The sequence below is a fragment of the Prevotella sp. LMAG:51 genome (assembly GCF_008680225.1).
Taxonomy (GTDB): Bacteria; Bacteroidota; Bacteroidia; order Bacteroidales; family Bacteroidaceae; genus Prevotella; species Prevotella pectinovora.
In genome coordinates this window covers 12,423-28,762 of sequence record NZ_NALQ01000031.1, presented here as the reverse complement: position 1 = coordinate 28,762, position 16,340 = coordinate 12,423, and the positions used below count along the sequence as shown (strand labels likewise).

13 protein-coding genes and 5 pseudogenes are annotated in these 16,340 nt (G+C 48.1%); 12 read left to right on the top strand and 6 right to left on the bottom strand.

Annotated elements, in window-relative coordinates; translation table 11 throughout:
* Positions 1–243 precede the first annotated feature (243 nt).
* The 11 genes and pseudogenes from CCC32_RS12485 to CCC32_RS12450 all read left to right on the top strand — a co-directional run bounded on the left by CCC32_RS12485 (position 244) and on the right by CCC32_RS12450 (position 11,395).
* Entirely contained in the window at positions 244–1,185 is a 942-nt protein-coding gene (locus tag CCC32_RS12485) for an Rpn family recombination-promoting nuclease/putative transposase (protein ID WP_287074922.1), read from the top strand.
* A 46-nt stretch (positions 1,186–1,231) separates the two neighbouring features.
* Positions 1,232–1,963: an energy transducer TonB gene (locus CCC32_RS12480; protein WP_287074920.1), complete on the top strand. Its 732-nt coding sequence runs from the start codon at positions 1,232–1,234 to the stop codon at positions 1,961–1,963.
* A gap of 115 nt (positions 1,964–2,078) precedes the next feature.
* Positions 2,079–3,050, top strand: coding sequence for a MotA/TolQ/ExbB proton channel family protein (locus tag CCC32_RS12475; protein ID WP_502705625.1), 972 nt, complete (start codon positions 2,079–2,081; stop codon positions 3,048–3,050).
* Positions 3,051–3,090: 40 nt separating this feature from the next.
* Complete coding sequence (locus CCC32_RS12470) at positions 3,091–3,606, top strand: hypothetical protein (protein ID WP_287074916.1); 516 nt, start codon at positions 3,091–3,093, stop codon at positions 3,604–3,606.
* Between the two features lie 20 nt (positions 3,607–3,626).
* Positions 3,627–4,172 (top strand): ExbD/TolR family protein, encoded by a 546-nt coding sequence (locus CCC32_RS12465; protein ID WP_287074914.1) that lies wholly within the window; start codon positions 3,627–3,629, stop codon positions 4,170–4,172.
* Between the two features lie 60 nt (positions 4,173–4,232).
* Entirely contained in the window at positions 4,233–4,703 is a 471-nt protein-coding gene (locus tag CCC32_RS12460) for an ExbD/TolR family protein (protein ID WP_287074912.1), read from the top strand.
* A gap of 369 nt (positions 4,704–5,072) precedes the next feature.
* Positions 5,073–6,926: pseudogene (locus CCC32_RS12865) on the top strand (glycoside hydrolase N-terminal domain-containing protein); the annotation flags it as partial.
* Positions 6,927–7,025: 99 nt separating this feature from the next.
* Positions 7,026–8,264: pseudogene (locus CCC32_RS12860) on the top strand (glycosyl hydrolase family 95 catalytic domain-containing protein); the annotation flags it as partial.
* 6 nt (positions 8,265–8,270) lie between these two features.
* Entirely contained in the window at positions 8,271–8,798 is a 528-nt protein-coding gene (locus CCC32_RS12855; protein WP_462806409.1) for a glycoside hydrolase family 95-like protein, read from the top strand.
* 122 nt (positions 8,799–8,920) lie between these two features.
* Positions 8,921–9,721 (top strand): annotated as a pseudogene (locus CCC32_RS12740) (ligand-binding sensor domain-containing protein); the annotation flags it as partial.
* Positions 9,722–9,745: 24 nt separating this feature from the next.
* Positions 9,746–11,395 (top strand): helix-turn-helix domain-containing protein, encoded by a 1,650-nt coding sequence (locus tag CCC32_RS12450; protein ID WP_287074908.1) that lies wholly within the window; start codon positions 9,746–9,748, stop codon positions 11,393–11,395.
* A gap of 61 nt (positions 11,396–11,456) precedes the next feature.
* Here CCC32_RS12450 and CCC32_RS12445 read toward each other — a convergent pair.
* A pseudogene (locus CCC32_RS12445) lies at positions 11,457–11,582 on the bottom strand (tryptophan--tRNA ligase); the annotation flags it as partial.
* Between CCC32_RS12445 and CCC32_RS12850 the strand changes: the two are divergent.
* Positions 11,577–11,771: pseudogene (locus CCC32_RS12850) on the top strand (IS1634 family transposase); the annotation flags it as partial. The pseudogenes CCC32_RS12445 and CCC32_RS12850 sit on opposite strands and share 6 nt — an antisense overlap.
* Before the next feature lie 175 nt (positions 11,772–11,946).
* Here CCC32_RS12850 and CCC32_RS12440 read toward each other — a convergent pair.
* The 5 genes from CCC32_RS12440 to CCC32_RS12420 all read right to left on the bottom strand — a co-directional run bounded on the left by CCC32_RS12440 (position 11,947) and on the right by CCC32_RS12420 (position 16,248).
* On the bottom strand, positions 11,947–12,462 hold the full coding sequence (locus tag CCC32_RS12440) for an Lrp/AsnC family transcriptional regulator (RefSeq protein WP_278839618.1): 516 nt from the start codon (positions 12,460–12,462) through the stop codon (positions 11,947–11,949).
* Positions 12,463–13,063: 601 nt separating this feature from the next.
* Positions 13,064–13,858 (bottom strand): thymidylate synthase, encoded by a 795-nt coding sequence (locus CCC32_RS12435; protein ID WP_287074906.1) that lies wholly within the window; start codon positions 13,856–13,858, stop codon positions 13,064–13,066.
* A 27-nt stretch (positions 13,859–13,885) separates the two neighbouring features.
* Positions 13,886–14,527: a lactate utilization protein gene (locus CCC32_RS12430; RefSeq protein WP_287074904.1), complete on the bottom strand. Its 642-nt coding sequence runs from the start codon at positions 14,525–14,527 to the stop codon at positions 13,886–13,888.
* Between the two features lie 30 nt (positions 14,528–14,557).
* Positions 14,558–14,794, bottom strand: coding sequence for a hypothetical protein (locus tag CCC32_RS12425; RefSeq protein ID WP_287074902.1), 237 nt, complete (start codon positions 14,792–14,794; stop codon positions 14,558–14,560).
* Positions 14,791–16,248, bottom strand: coding sequence for a glycosyltransferase family 39 protein (locus tag CCC32_RS12420; RefSeq protein ID WP_287074900.1), 1,458 nt, complete (start codon positions 16,246–16,248; stop codon positions 14,791–14,793). The genes CCC32_RS12425 and CCC32_RS12420 overlap by 4 nt, the downstream gene beginning before the upstream one ends.
* Between the last annotated feature and the right edge of the window lie 92 nt (positions 16,249–16,340).

Here is a 16,340-nt window from a genome sequence, read left to right as displayed (position 1 = left end):
GTGTTTATAAGTAATTGGATTATCTTTGCATAAGATAAGCTGCGGCTTGGCAATAAATCTCAAATAACATTTGGATTATATTGCTCTCGCCTTGCATTATCTTTGCATAAGATAAGCTGCGGCTCGGAATAAGAAATAAATTTATTTATTTCGTTCTGCTCTCGCCTTGCATTATCTTTGCATAAGATAAGCTGCGGCTCGGCATAAGAAAAGCTGTATAGACAACTAAAAACCATTATCGTTATGGCAGAGAATAAATACATACGTTTTGACTGGGCAATGAAACGCCTGCTCAGACAAAAGGCAAACTTCGGAATTCTGGAAGGATTGCTCACTACGCTGCTTGGAATGAAAATAAAAATCAGGCAAATGCTTGAGAGTGAAGGTAATCAGGATGATGAGAACGACAAATATAATCGTGTGGACATGCTTGCTGAGAACGACAAGGGTGAACTGTTTCTCATTGAGGTGCAGAACAACACGGAATACGCATATTTCCAGCGTATGCTTTTCGGTACGTCTAAGCTCGTGACGGAATATATAAAGAAAGGCCAAGGCTACGAGAACGTCCGAAAGGTGTATAGCGTGAATATCGTTTATTTCTCGCTTGGAAAAGGCACCGACATCGTATACCATGGCAAAACGGAATTCCGTGGCATACACAATGGCGATCTGCTTGAACTCAGTCCTTTCCAAAGGCAGAAATTCAATGTGGACGAAGTAAGCGACCTGTATCCTGAATATTACATCTTGAAGGTGAACGACTTCAACCGAGTGGCGAAAAGCTCCATAGAAGAATGGGCATATTATCTGAATACAGGTGATGTGCCTAAGGGAGCCAAAGCACCTGGTATGGAAGAAGTGAAGGAACAACTCAAGGTGGACCGCATGAGCAAGGCTGAACGCTCTGCTTATTACAAGCATCTCGACAATATCGTGATACTCCGCGACAATATCTATACGGAGCGTGAGGAAGGCAGACTTGAAGGTCGTGCAGAAGGTCGTGAGGAAGGTCGTGCAGAAGGTCGTGCAGAAGGTCGTGCAGAAGGTCGTGCAGAAGGTCGTGCAGAAGGTCGTGAGGAAGAACGCAGGCAGAATGCAAGAAGAATGAAAGACTTGGGACTGCCGGCAGAGACGATTTCTACTGTCACCGAACTCACTCTGGAAGAGGTGGCAGAACTGTGATTGCCCTTGTTATTCAGGCATCACATATATTAACGCATTACGCATAATGGCAAAGATGAAGATACATATCGACTATACGGCGAACAGGACCACGGGAGTCCTGCTCGGCCTCGTCTTTGCCCTCACTCTGCTGTTCGTGGCACTGGAATGGAGAAGCGGCGGACCGCAGATGTTTGACGACATGGATGTTGACTCCGACCCGTCGTTCGACCCGGAACTGCTGGCGCGGCAGCAACAGAAAGACATGATAGCATATCTGAAGCCGGGAACAACACCGAAGGCGGTGACGGATAAGATAAAGGCGGTGGACGAACAACCGCAGACGGAGATGCCCACGAAGATGGACCAGCCGAACGGAGATGCCGACGATGGCAAAGGAGTGGGCAACGCCGGACAGGCTGCCGACGACAGCAGCAACGAGACAACGGCACAGGCTCCCGTGGCAACCGACATGAACGACAATCCGCTCAACTTCCGCATAGTGGAGAAACTCCCCGAATTCCCCGGCGGAATGGTGGAGTTCATGAAATGGATAACCAGCAACCTGCGCTACCCGCAGGCGGCGCGCGACCAGAAGATACAAGGCAAAGTGGTGGTGGGATTCATCATCGGCAAAGACGGAACCGTGTCGGAGCTGAAGGTGGTGCATAAGGCAGACCCGCTGCTCGACGCCGAAGCACTGAGAGTGCTCAAGAGAATGCCGAAGTGGAAGCCCGGCGAGGACAAGGGCAAACCTTGTCTCACATATTTCTGCATACCAGTGAACTTCGTATTGTGATACTTGGCATAAAGAAGATACATCCATGCCCGGAGAACAGACCAGGCAGGAATTGCCTTGTGTGAATACATACATAACGGAATAGAAAACATAACACATAACTGCAATGCAAAAAATGCAAAGACTATTGGGCAGCATGCTCATTATCATCAGTCTCGTCTTGGCAGCTCCGGCAGATGCCGCCGCACAAGACAAGGCGACAGCGGCGGCAAAACCGGCTGCCGTGGAAAAGACAAGACAAAAACCGGCTGCCGCGAAATCAAAAACCGCTGCGGATAATGAAAATGGTGCAGCGCCGGCTGCGGCATCAGAAACTGCACCTGCCGCCGCACCGAAAGCTGCCGCCAATGCCCATGCCGACAGTCTCGGTGCCGACGACACACAGGCTGAGGCTACTGACACGGCAGATGTGGCTGCCGATCTGGAAGGCATCGACGACGAAGAGTCGCTGAGCTTCCATCAGGTGCTCAAAACCAAGTTCATCGAGGGTTCGGCAGGATTCATGTCGCTCGTGGCACTGGCTCTCGTGCTCGGACTCGCCTTCTGTGTGGAGAGGATAATATTCCTCACGCTCAGTGAGATAGACGCCAAGAGAATGATGGCAGACATCGACGGGGCGCTCTCAAATGGCGACCTGCAGGCGGCACAGAAGATGTGTGAGCAGGAGCGTGGTCCCGTGGCATCCATCTGCCGCAAAGCACTCGCCCGCATCGCCGAACCGATAGACAATATCGAGCGCGGCATATCAAGCTACGGTTCCGTTGAGGCTGCAAACATGGAGAAGGGATGCTCATGGATAAAACTCTTCATCGCCATCGCACCGTCGCTCGGATTCCTCGGCACCGTGATAGGAATGGTGATGGCATTCGAGCAGATACAAGACGCCGGCGACATCAGTCCTACCATCGTGGCATCGGGAATGAAGGTGGCGCTCATCACCACCATCTTCGGAATCATCGCGGCGCTCGTGCTCCAGGTGTTCTACAACTACATCGTTTCCAAGATAGACCATATCACTTCCGATATGGAGGAGTCGGCGATAAAGCTCCTCGACTCCATCGGCAAATACAAGAACCAGAAAGGCTGACATGCAGCAGAAAGAAAAACAAGACAATAACGCTATGGGTATGAAAAAGAGAAAGCTCAAGGCATGGCAGATGTCCACCCGTCTGCTCTATGCCATGATAGGCGTGACGGCTGTGGTCTTCGCGCTCTTCTATCTCGTGGGCTACGATATGCCATACGTGTTCGACCCCGACTACAATGCTCCGCTGCTCACCGACATCGTGCTCATCTTCATCTATCTGATGGTGGTGGGGGCTGTGGGAGTGCTGGTCTTCTCGCTGTATAAAGCGGCGAAAATCCGGTCTGCCGAGAAGGTGGTCAACGGTATCCCCGTGGCAAGGATAAAGCGATGGTCGGCAATGGCGTTTTTGGCAATGCTCGTGCTGGCATACGTGGTAGGGTCGGCAGATCCGCTGTCCGTAAACGGCAAGACCTTCAGCGATGCCATGTGGCTCAAGGTTGCCGACATGTTCATATACGCCGTATTCGCCATGCTCCTCGCTGCCGTAGTGGCAGTGGCGGTGTCGGTAGGCGGATCGGCAATGAGGAGGAAAAACAGGAAAAAGGAGGAAAAGTGATAAGACAGAAAAGGTTTTCTATGAATTTCCGACGCGGCAAGCGTGAGGTGCCGGGGCTGAACACCACTTCCACCGCCGACATCTCGTTCATCCTGCTCGTCTTCTTCCTCGTCATCTCGTCGATGGATTCCACCAAGGGTGTCTTCAAGCAGCTGCCGCCCGAAGACAAGGCGAAGACGGAGGAGGTGACGGAGATGGACCGCCGCAACGTGATGGATATCAGCATCTGGGGCGAGGGCGACGTGAGAGTAGACGGCAAGCCTGTCGACGTGAGGCGCCTGCAGGGAATGGTGGAGAAATTCGTTGCCGGCTGTCCCGACCGCGCCACACACGTGGTGAGCATCAAGATGCTCCCCACATCCAAATACGATGATTATTTCCACGTTCAGGATGCCGTAAGCTCGGCATACACCTCAATCCGAAACTCTGCCGCGATGGGCATCTACCACAAGCGGTATGCGGAATGTGAACAGTATGAGCGCAAGAAGATAGATAAGCTCTATCCGCAGCGTGTGATGGAAAACCTGAACGAGGAGAGCGGTCAGGATGCGGTAGACAAAGAATAACCCCCAACCTGGCTGATGACCGATTTGAGGAACTAAAAACAGAATAGGAGACAACAGAATATGTTTATACGCAAACGCCGCAGCGTGCCGGAACTGAACACGGCATCGCTGCCCGACCTTATCTTCACGGTGCTGTTCTTCTTCATCATCGTAACCCACATGCGACAGGACGAGGTGAAGGTGAGATATCGTGTGCCTGAGGGCAGACAGCTCACGAAGATGAAGAAGAAGTCTGGCGTGACCCATGTGTATATCGGAAAGCCTGTAGACGGCAGGCAGGAGGGCTACCGCATACAGGTGGACAACAAGGTGGTGGCAATAGACCAGCTCGTGGACTATCTCGCGGAGTCGCGCTCCGGCATGTCGCCCGACGAGGCCCAGGAGATGACCGTGGCGCTCTCTGCCGACAAGGATGTAGACATGAAGACCGTGATGGAGGTGAAGCAGGCGCTGCGACGGGCAAACGCCCTGAAGGTGACGTTCATCGGAACCAGGATAAACAAGTCAACGTCTGCCCCTACAAAAAAATGAATGAGTCTCAGTCATATCAGTAGTTATGACACCTGACTTTGACAAAATGTGTACCCTCAAAATAACATTCCCTCATTTTCAATAACTTAGCAAAAATAACAATGAAAAAAGGGTGACGCATAGTCAAAGTCAGGAAAAGGGTGTGTCAAAGTTTTTCTTTTGATACGCCCTCGTTCTTGATTTGCAATTGTTCGCTATTTCTCATTAAGTGACGGTGAAATCATACCAAGTTGTTTTTTTTCGTCACTTATACGATTTTCCACATCACAAAAACAATAATCCGCATAGTTCTTTCCTTTGTTCTTTACCTTTGCGGCATATTTACGAATTCTAAAAAATATAATCTAAAAACAATTAAAAAGTAAAATTATGAAAAGAATGATGAGTCATTTATTCCATGTGGCTCTGATGCTTTTGGCTTTTACCTTTGCGAATCCTGTTATCAGCCATGCGCAACAGACAGCTGTTGCGTCATGGGTGTTCTCGGAGGGATGGGAAAGCTCAAGCAGCGGAACTGTTGTGACCTACACTCCGGATGGCAGCGGATGGCAGGCGATAAGCAATACCGCATGGAAAAGTAAACAACCGGTGTTTCTGCCGAACACATGTTCTGGAGTACAGACCAACTATAAGCTTTCGCTGAAGACAAGTGACGGCAAGTGGGAGGTAAAGCAAAGTAAGGACAGCTATGTCTTGCGTCTGAACACAGCTTCGATAGATAAATTTACACAAAAGGAAAACTATGGTGATGCCTCAACACATGACCAATATTTCGAAGTGAATTTCCCTACTGTAAACCTGAACAACGTGAAACTTAATTTCGCTATAGGCGACGGCTCAAGCAGCTCCACACATTTTGGTGTGGCGTATTCCGTTGATGGAGGGACGACATGGACAACACTTGATGACTATGTCAGCGGCAGTCATTGGAATACATATAATGATGCTGTTTACTCTCTTGATGCCGACAATAAGGAGAATGTCATAGTGAGACTCTTTATTGTCAGTGCCACGAAGAATAGCAATTACAATCTGAAATATGTAAAGGTGCTTGCTGACGACCATGAAGCACCGGCATTCGTATCAAGCCGTCCAAAGGATAATGAGGATAATGTCGTGACAACAGGAACCATTGCTTTGAACTTTGACGAGAGTGTGCATGTGGCGGATGGGGCAGAGGCAACGCTTACGAATGCAAATACAAACAGTGTTGTCAAGCTTGCTCCAACAGTAAACGGCAATGTAATTCGTTTCAGCTATTCTGCTCTTGACAAAAGTGCGATGTATAACTTTGAGCTACCGGCAAATACAGTAAGTGACCTTTCTGGAAATGTGCTTGCGAAAGCCTTGACGTTCAGTTTCATCACCGCTGATACCGATCCGATACCTGCTCCTACAATAGAAAGCAAGAATCATTTGTGGTACAACAAGCCAGCAGGCTATTGGGAAGAAGCTCTACCGTTGGGAAACGGTCGTCTTGGTGTTATGCACTCCGGTAGTGTCGCATGCGATACGCTCCAGCTCAACGAAGATACATTCTGGGACCAGGGACCGAACACGAACTATAATGCAAATGCTTTTGGAGTACTCGGAGAAGTACAGCAAGGCATCTTCAATAAAGATTATGCTTCGGTACAGAATCTTGCAGTTACGAACTGGATGTCGCAAGGCTCGCATGGAGCAAGTTATCGTGCAGCAGGTGTTGTCTTGCTTGGCTTCCCGGGACAGCGTTTCGATGATATGGAAAGTGCACAGACTTCGGATGCTGTTGATGCACAAGGCTATGTTCGCTATCTTGATATGAATACTGCAACAAGCAATGTGGAGTATCATGTGAAAGGTGTAGGGTATAAGCGTACAGTATTCACTTCTTTCAAGGATAATGTCACAGTGGTGCGTCTTGAAGCGGACCAGACAGGTAAACTCGACTTCAATGTGGCTTATGCCGGTTGTAATAAGTCGAATATAGAGAAGCTCACGTCTAACGTCCTCTATGACGATCATACTGTCAAGGCAACGATGGGACCGGCACGTGACAAGTGTGAGAATGTGGAAAACAAGCTCAACCTTTGTACTTATCTGCGTATTGTGGACACTGACGGCGCTATTACAAACGACAATGTCAATATCTATGCTCAGGGAACAGTGGGAGCCGCTACAAATGCTCCGCGTCTTAATGTGACAGGTGCTACATACGCTACAATCATTATTTCGCAAGCCACTAATTTCAAGAAATATGATGATGTAAGCGGTGATGCAAGTGCATCAGCTCTTGCCTATCTGGAAGCTTACGAGAACAGCAAGAAAGATTATGTTACAACGCTTTCGGATCATGAATCTGTCTACAGGGCACAGTTTGACCGTGTGGACCTGACTCTTGCAGGTAATGCTACACAGGAGTCCAAGAACACGGAACAGCGTATAAAGGAGTTCCATAAGACTTCTGATCCTCAGTTGGCAGCCAACTACTTCCAGTTTGGACGTTACCTGCTCATATCTTCTTCACAACCAGGCACACAGCCAGCTAATCTGCAGGGTATCTGGAATCCTGATGCGCGTCAGTATCCGGCTTGGGATTCGAAATACACATCAAATATCAATGTTGAGATGAACTACTGGCCTGCAGAAGTCACAAATCTTGCAGAATGCCATGAGCCGTTTGTCGAGATGATCAAGGATGTAAGTGTTACAGGTGCGGAAACAGCTCAGAAGATGTATGGCGCACGTGGATGGGCTTTACATCATAATACAGATATTTGGCGTACGACAGGTGCGGTAGACAATGGCACCGTAGGAGTATGGCCTACATGTAACGCATGGTTCTGCTCTCACCTTTGGGAGCGTTATCTCTTCTCTGGCGACAAGACATATCTTGCAGAGGTCTATCCTATAATGAAGGGAGCGGCAGAATTCTTCCAGGATTTTCTTGTGAAGGATCCGAATACAGGGTATATGGTTGTTTGTCCGAGCAACTCACCGGAGAATCATCCTGGTATAGGCTCTTATACCAAGTCTGACGGTAATACTGCAAACATTGCCCTTTTCGGAGGAGTTGCCATGGATAACGAGATGGTCTATGACTTGTTGAAGAATACAGCTCTTGCAGCTCGTGCTCTTGGTGAGGATGCGGATTTCGCAGATGCTCTTGATGCTCTGAAGGCACAGATTACTCCATGGAAGATTGGTAAATACGGACAGGTACAGGAATGGCAGGAAGACTGGGATCGAGAGAATTCGTCTCATCGTCATCTGTCTCATCTCTGGGGCGCTTATCCTGGCAATCAGGTTTCTCCATACGAAAACGCTACACTTTATCAGGCAGTACACAAGAGTCTTGTCGGACGTGGCGATGCTGCCCGCGGATGGTCGATGGGATGGAAGGAAGCCATGTGGGCACGTATGCTTGATGGAGACCATGCCATGAAGATTCTTAAGAACCAGCTTGTCCTGCTCGACCCTAATGTGACAATCGCTTCTTCCGACGGCGGCTCGTATGCAAATATGTTTGATGCCCATCCTCCATTCCAGATTGACGGAAACTTCGGAGCTACTGCAGCTATAGCAGAGATGCTTGTGCAGTCACATGCCGGCTTCTTGCATGTTCTTCCTGCATTGCCTACGGAATGGAAAGCCGGTGGCGAAGTGAAAGGACTGTGTGCCCGTGGCGGATTTGTGGTGACAGATATGAAATGGGTTGACGGCAAGATAGAGAAGCTTGCAGTGAAGTCTACTGTCGGCGGAAACTTACGTCTGCGTACTGCAACACCATTGACAAAAGCCGATGGTACAGCTCTTTCTGTAGCAGAAGGCAATAATACCAATTCTTTGATGCAGCCTTACGGCATGCCGGAGCCTATAGTCAAGGATGCAAGTAAGATTCCTGCCACTACGCTTCCGGATACTTATCTCTATGATATTCCAACTAATGCAGGTGAGGAGATAACGCTTGTTGGAGGCCTTGCTGCTATTGTTCCTGTATCAGGTCTTTCCAGAGAGTCTGAAAAAGATAATGCTATATATAATCTTAACGGTCAGCGTATTGGAGAAGGTTATCATGGCGTAGTTGTCGCTAAGGGAAAGAAATATGTTAAATAGCAAATAATTCTTTGTTGAATAATATTAGTGAGGGGAGAATGCGTTGACATTCTCCCTTTCCTTTTGTATTAATGATTAAAAGTGTTATCTTTGCAAGTGCTAATGACTAATCGTTACTTGTAATGAGGCTTATTTCGGATAATATAATGAATGTAAAAAGGATGTTGCTCTCCTTCCTGTTGACGTTGCTTACCGGTATTTCGCTTGCTGGAAATACGGAAGTGCAAATAACTCATTTCTCTGAAAAGGATGGCTTGCCCCAAAGTGTGTTTACTGGGATTATTCAGGATTCAAAGGGGTATATCTGGATTAGCTCGTGGAACGGTCTTTGCCGCTATGATGGCTATTCCTTCTTCCACTATAAGGCACGGCAAGGTGACAATTGCCCTTTGCCAAACAACCGTATCTTGTCTATTAGTGAGACAAAAGACGGGAATATCCTGTGTAAGTTTCATGAAAACAAGTTCTTTCTTTTCAAATGCAATGAAAAACGCTTTGTCGCATTGCCTGACAGAGTGAAGAGTCAGGCAGATCGTTTCAGACCGACAGCCCAACAGAAATCCATGATTGGCTGTCTGCCTGAATATAAGGATATAGAAACACGTATTTTGTATAAAGACCGTCAAGGCGGCTATTGGGTGTTCACTCATAGCGGACTTGACCGTGTTGTCTTTAACAAGAAGCGTTTGTCACCTGTTAAAAGGAGCAGTGAAGGCGAAGAGTTTATACGCTGTATTTTCCAATATGGAGCCGATGACATCTTTGTTGCCGATAAAAACGGAGTTATCTGTGTCTGGGACAAAGTCGGAAATACTAAAGGATACTTATGTGGTAACGGCTCAATATCTAAGTTGCGTCATCCGTTTGGTGCAAATGCCTATTGTATGTTTAGGGACTCACATGGGTATTTGTGGATAGGCACAAAGCCAAACGGACTGTTCAGACTGATGCCATTAAAAGATGGCGGCTTTAAAGTCAAGGCGTTTTTCAAAGGAAAGGATAATAAGTATGGTATAAACAACAATAGTGTTTATTCGGTGTTGGAAGACAAGTTCGGGCGTATTCTTGTCGGAACATACGGAGGAGGACTGAATGTGATAGTTAATCCTTGGAGCGAAACCCCGCAATTCATCCATTGTGACAATGGTCTTGACCGTTATCCTGTTGAGGCTAAGTTCATTCATGATATGCTGCTTGTTCCTGACGGTAGCCTTCTGCTTGCCACTAATGACGGATTGTTTGCAACAAAGATTCAGCGTGGTATTCATGGTTTTCGCTTCTTGCAGAACAAACGGGTGCCGTCGGATGTGGAGTCGCTCGGCAACAACCAGGTGATGAGTCTGTTGCGTAGTAAGGATGGTAAGATATATGTTGCAACGTATGGAGGAGGGTTGAATGTCGTAAGTTCTGGAAATCTGTTCAGCGACAAGATACGTTTCCGTGCCTACACGATGGATAATGGTATGTCAACCGACATCGTGCTTGCTCTTTACGAAGACAAGAAAGGTTTGATATGGGCAGTGTCGGAACATGGACTTATGTCTTTCAATCCACGTAATGATACTTTTACGAATTATATAGAGGGGACGTTCACTAAAGGCTTTTCTTTTTCCGAATGTCCTCCACTTGGCATAAACACTGGCAAGACAACACTTTTCGGCACTACGCAAGGTGTGCTTGCCGTAGATGAGAATGTTTTGGGCAAGAGTCGTTACGTGCCGAAGATTGTGTTTGATATGCCTGACAGTATATCTCTGTCGCCGGAAGAAAAATCACTTAACGTATCGTTTGCGGCAATCGACTATAATAAGACGGAGCCTATACAATATGCCTACATGCTTGAAGACGTAGACAAGAAGTGGCTTTATACAAAGGACAATCATATAATTCTTTCAAATATTCCGGCAGGGACATTCCGTTTGAGGGTGCGTTCCACTAATGGTGACGGGGTCTGGGTAGACAATGAAGCCTGCATTATAATCCATCGTACGCCATACTTTAACGAACGTCCAGTGGCATGGATGCTGTATGGCGGATTGGTGCTTGCGTTTATATTCCTTTTAGTGAAAGTAATCTGCTATATCCGTAGTCTTGAGAAGGAGATAAGGATTCTCAGACTTTCCAAAGAAGAAAAGATGGAATATATAAAGGTGCGTTTAGGTGATATGATAGAGGGAGACGCCCAGCCGGCGTTGCCTGCTGCAATTGATGGCAGTGTTTACGGTATCGGTTCTGTATCCAGTTCTGATGGGACCGGTTCCGACAATGCTTTTAAGGAAAAGGTGGAAACGTTTATGCAGAAGCATTATTCCGATTCCGAGCTGAATGTGGGAATGTTCTCTTGTGAGATGGGATTGAGCCGTTCGTTGCTTTATATACAGATGAAGAAGGTGTATGGATGCACACCTAATATATATATGCAGAACTATCGTCTTGAGAAAGCTTACGGTATGCTGATAAACGATAAAGGACTGAATGTGTCGGAAATAGCCTATCGTTGTGGCTTTACCGATCCGAAGTATTTTAGTCGATGTTTCAAAAAGGCTGAGGGGTGTACGCCTACAGAGTTTAGGGAGAGACATCAGTTGACGGAATAGTGTCTGTCATATAGTGTTGGACTTATAATAACCCCCAAACGGCCTAAGGACCGTTTGGGGTTTATAAATTCTTGTTTTTGTACATCTCAGCCTGTTGCTGGATGAGTGCAGCATCGTCGAAGTAGTTTATCTTCATTGCTTCGCGCACCTCATGCAAGGTTTGTGCTGCAGTTTCGCGGGCGGCAAGACCTCGGAGTCGCAGATCGTACTAGGTCTCTTGGTTAGTCGTGATGGCTATCCATTGTCATATTGTATTTTCAATGGCAGTCAATATGAGGGATACACAATGCTTCCTATCATTGATGATTTCATACAACGTTTCTCTTTGGACGATTTTGTGGTGGTGGCAAAAGTGGAGATTATGCCTCCGAAAAATAGAAAAATTCAAAAAGGGTGACGCATAGTCAAAGTCAGGAAGATAAACAAGTCAACGTCTGCCCCTACAAAAAAATGAATGAGTCTCAGTCATATCAGTAGTTATGACAGAGACTCATTCTCTATTTCCCCAATCCGGCCTGACGACCGACGATTTGATATAAATAGTTTCTGATTTATTCTATGTTCATCTCATTGGCGTCGTCCACATCGTCGTCCTCTTCAGCGGGAGCGTCCACGATAGGCAGCTGGCGGCAGAAAGCCGAGTTGAACGAGATGATGGTCTCGCTGCGCGACAATCCGAGCGGCTGCAGGTTGTCATGGATGATGTTGAGCAGATGATGGTTGTTCAGGGCGTATATCTTCATGAACATATCGTAGTCACCGGTGGTGTAGTGGCATTCCACGATTTCCGGAATGCGCTTCAGCTTCTCCACCACTTCGTCGAAGTTTTCCGGATGCTTCAGGTTGATGCCGATGAAGGCACACGTCTCATATCCTATTTTCTCAGGGTCGATGTTGAATTTCGAACCCTTCAGCACGCCTTGGTTGCTGAGTTTCTGAATGCGCTGGTGAATAGCGGCTCCGCTCACGTTGCAGACTCTTGCCACCTCGAGGAACGGCATTCTTGCGTCTTCCGCGATGAGTCTGAGAATCTTCTTGTCCAAAGAATCTAAATTATGATGTGCCATATTTTGTTATGATGTTTGTGGATAATTGTTATGTTATATTCTTTCGTTTGTTTTCTTGCTCCTTTATGATGTCTTTTCCCGTAACTTCCATGTGGGGATTATTGTACCATAAAGCCATCGGTTGATAATGACCGACGCAGTTTGCTAAACCGTGCAAAGATATATTTTTTTGAAGTAACCTGCAATAGTTTGTAATTAGAAAATGCAGTTTCCTTTTGATTTTTTATCCCTGTCTGGTAATTCAAAAATAAATCATTCTCCTTCTTCTGATTTCTATCGTGCCCATACGCATATCTGCACTATAATCCAAATTTGTCGTTTTTAGAAAGGGAATGAGCGTTTTTCAAAATATAATTTATAACTTTTGAGCTAAAATTCAAAATGGCAGTTTGAACTTCAGGCGATATTCTATCTGCAAATACTTGCTTGAGCCTGTGGTTGACTATGCAATTATATAAAAAATGGGCAAGACGCGTGCCTAACTGGGGCAAGGTGCTTTCTCAACTGGGGCAAGGTGCTTGCCCTATGTGGGCACGCATGCTGTCCATTTTTTATCTTAAGCCCAAATGAGTGATTAGGGTTCAGTGAAAAGCAGACTGCCCTATACGCTCACCTGTGCTGCGATATGCGGCCATGGGTCGTAGCCTTCGAGCTGGAAGTCTTCGTATTTGAAGCTGAAGAGGTCTTTCACATCCAGGTTCAGCTTCATCTGGGGCAGAGGTCTCGGAGTGCGGGTCAGCTGCAGCCTTGCCTGTTCGATGTGGTTGAGATAGAGGTGAGTGTCGCCGGTGGTATGGATGAAGTCGCCCGGCTTGAGTCCTGTCACCTGTGCCACCATGAGCAGCAGCAGGGCATAAGAGGCGATGTTGAACGGCACTCCGAGGAATGTGTCGGCGCTGCGCTGGTATAGCTGCAGCGAGAGTTTGCCGTCGGCAACATAAAACTGGAAGAAGCAGTGGCAAGGCGGCAGTTTCATGTCGTCGATGTCGGCCACGTTCCATGCGCTCACTATCATCCGTCGGGAGTCAGGCGTGTTTTTTATCTGTTCCACCACCTTCTTTATCTGGTCAATCGGTTCACCGTTGTGTCCCGGCCACGAACGCCACTGATGTCCGTAGATAGGACCCAGTTCGCCGTTTTCGTCGGCCCATTCGTTCCAGATGCGCACACCGTGGTCTTGCAGGTATTTCACGTTGGTGTCGCCCTGCAGGAACCACAGCAGTTCGTAGATTATCGACTTGAGGTGTAGCTTCTTTGTGGTGAGCAGCGGGAATCCCTTGCTCATGTCGAAACGCATCTGATTGCCGAAGATGCTTATTGTTCCCGTTCCCGTGCGGTCGGACTTCTTCGTGCCCTCTGTCAGGATGCGGTCGAGGAGGTTCAAGTATTGTTGCATAAGTTCTTATTTCATGTTTTAAAAGATTCAATATCCCAGTTCTTCGCCCACTATCACTACGATATGTCTGCCTGTGGGATGCGAGTTCCGCATTATCTGTATGTAGTTGCAGATGGAGTCAGGCGATTTGCAGTCGTGACACGTGCCGTCGTGTTTGCATGGCGTGTTGAGGTCGGCGAAGCGCATCATGTTTACAGGTGCCGCCAGACTGCGGGCGCGCGATATGGCAGTCTCCAGGTTCTGCGCCACCTTGTTGATGCCCACCACCAGAATCACGTGTTTCGGACCGAATGTTATAGCCGCCACACGGTTGCCGTTGCCGTCGATGTTCACTATCTCGCCGTCTTCCGACATGGCGTTGACGCTCGACAGATAGTAGTCAGCATAGAAGGCGCGGCGGTAGATTTCCTGTGCCGCCTCGCGGTCTGGCGCCAGGTCGCGGTCCCAGATGTCGAGCCCCTCCTTGTTGTGTAGCGCCCTGGTGAGTCCCATGTCGCGGATAGTCATCGATCCGCCCCATGTCACGGAGCTTCCTTCGGGAATCATCCCGGTAATCTTCTCCACAGCCTCCTGTGCCGTGTGGCAGAAGAATGCTTCGTAGTGTCGCTGCTTCAGGTTGCCCACCAGCTTTTCGGCGAGCAATGCGTTTCTCTTTTCCTTTGGTGTCATGATATGCAGAGTTGTTATTATGGATTTTCATCAAGGATGATGCCTGTATGGATCTACGTCGGTGATTTTCGGTCTTTCAGGTCCCGGATAAGGCTTGCTGTAGTATAGCGAATATTTGCCGTCGGTCCATATCTTCTGGTATTTCCTTATGAGCGAGAGTTCCTCCATGATATGCTTGTAGCCATCAGGGAGATTCTCCTCGTCGAGCAGCACGTATGGCAGTTCTTTGGTATGCTTCCATGCCACTTTGATGTAGCGGTCGTTCATGCGGTCGGTGCTGTATACCCGTGGAGTACACCGCCCACGGCTTGCAATCCCAATATCGAAACGGCAGGCAGCGAGAACGAGCATATCATATAGCTGCCCTGGCGGATGTGGGGTTTCACCTCCCGGATGAGATAGTTATACATGTCGGCGTTCTCCTTTGTGGTGAGGATGCCGCGGGTCAGCTGACTGTCCACGGTGTAGCGGCATGCTATGCGGTTGCCCTCTTCCATCTGCTTGTGGGTGAGGTTGAAGAACAGCAGTCCGGCACCCAGCACCCCTATCATACACATGGCGGCACGTCTCTCCAGCTGTTCCTTCTTGGGCATCAGTTCCTCAAACAATACATACATCACGAGGGGCAGTGTGAGGAAACACGTCTCCTTGCCATAGAACGACGGTTCGGCATTGCTTCCCACCGGCATCACGAATGGCAGGAACAGGCTGATCATCACGAGATGGGCGAGCGGAGGGTATACGCCACGGATGAAGAACACCCCCACGCCGCCTATCAGACATAGAGCCATGGTGATGTTTGAGGGGAAGAACGAGAAGTTCATCATCACGAGCGTGAGCACTATGGCTACAGCAACCAGCGTTATCCTCATTATCCTTCTGGTCTGCTTCATTCCGGCCACGATGATAATCCAGAACAGCATGATGTATCCGGCATTAGCCACCACCTCGGTGTAGAGGTCGTACATGCTGCGCATCACGTAGAGCATGCCGTGGGTGTCGCTCTTGTCGGAGGAGATGCCGGCGATGTCGTTGAAGGTCAGTGCGAACACGTTGTCGAGACCTTGGCAGAGCAGCACGACATATCCCAGCAGTCCGCCGAAGCACATACCGATATAGAAGAATGTTGCGCCGTTTGACGGACTGTGTCCGTTGTTCCATTTCTTGGATATGAGCATGGCGCAGAGAGGGAGACAGATGTATGTGATGTTGACGATGCGGAAATATACCGCCACTCCAGCCAGCACACCGCCCATCATTATTATCCACTGGTTGTCTCTGTCGGCTCCGCCATGATAGCATAGGATGCTGAGCAGGAGCAGCAGGGCAGAATAGTCGTTATAGTTTATCTCCGTGTAGCTGCCGTAGTGGGCAAGCGTGGCGATGAGCAGTCCGGTGATGATGCTCCTTGTGGATATGTATTGCCGCAGATATAGATACACCACGGTCTGGGTGATAAGCACATAAACCAGATGCAGCACCCTGAGCCCCAGGAAAGAGTTGATGGAGAACAGTTTGCAGAGAGCCGATGTTACGTCGTAGGTGAGAATCCACTGTCCGAGGAAGTATGAAGCGTATGGGTCGCTCGTGAAATGCTGGTATCCCGACATATACATTCCGATGTCGAGATAGGAGAGACCTTGGAACATCTGCACTCCCAGAAACAGTGCCGCAAAGAGCAGATAGATGGAGAAGGCCTTGTGTGATGACAGATTTATCATGATATGATGGATTAGGGTGTTACAGATATGATATTACTGATATGGTGTTACTGATATGGTGGATTATAGTGTTACATTTTTTATTTTTTTGC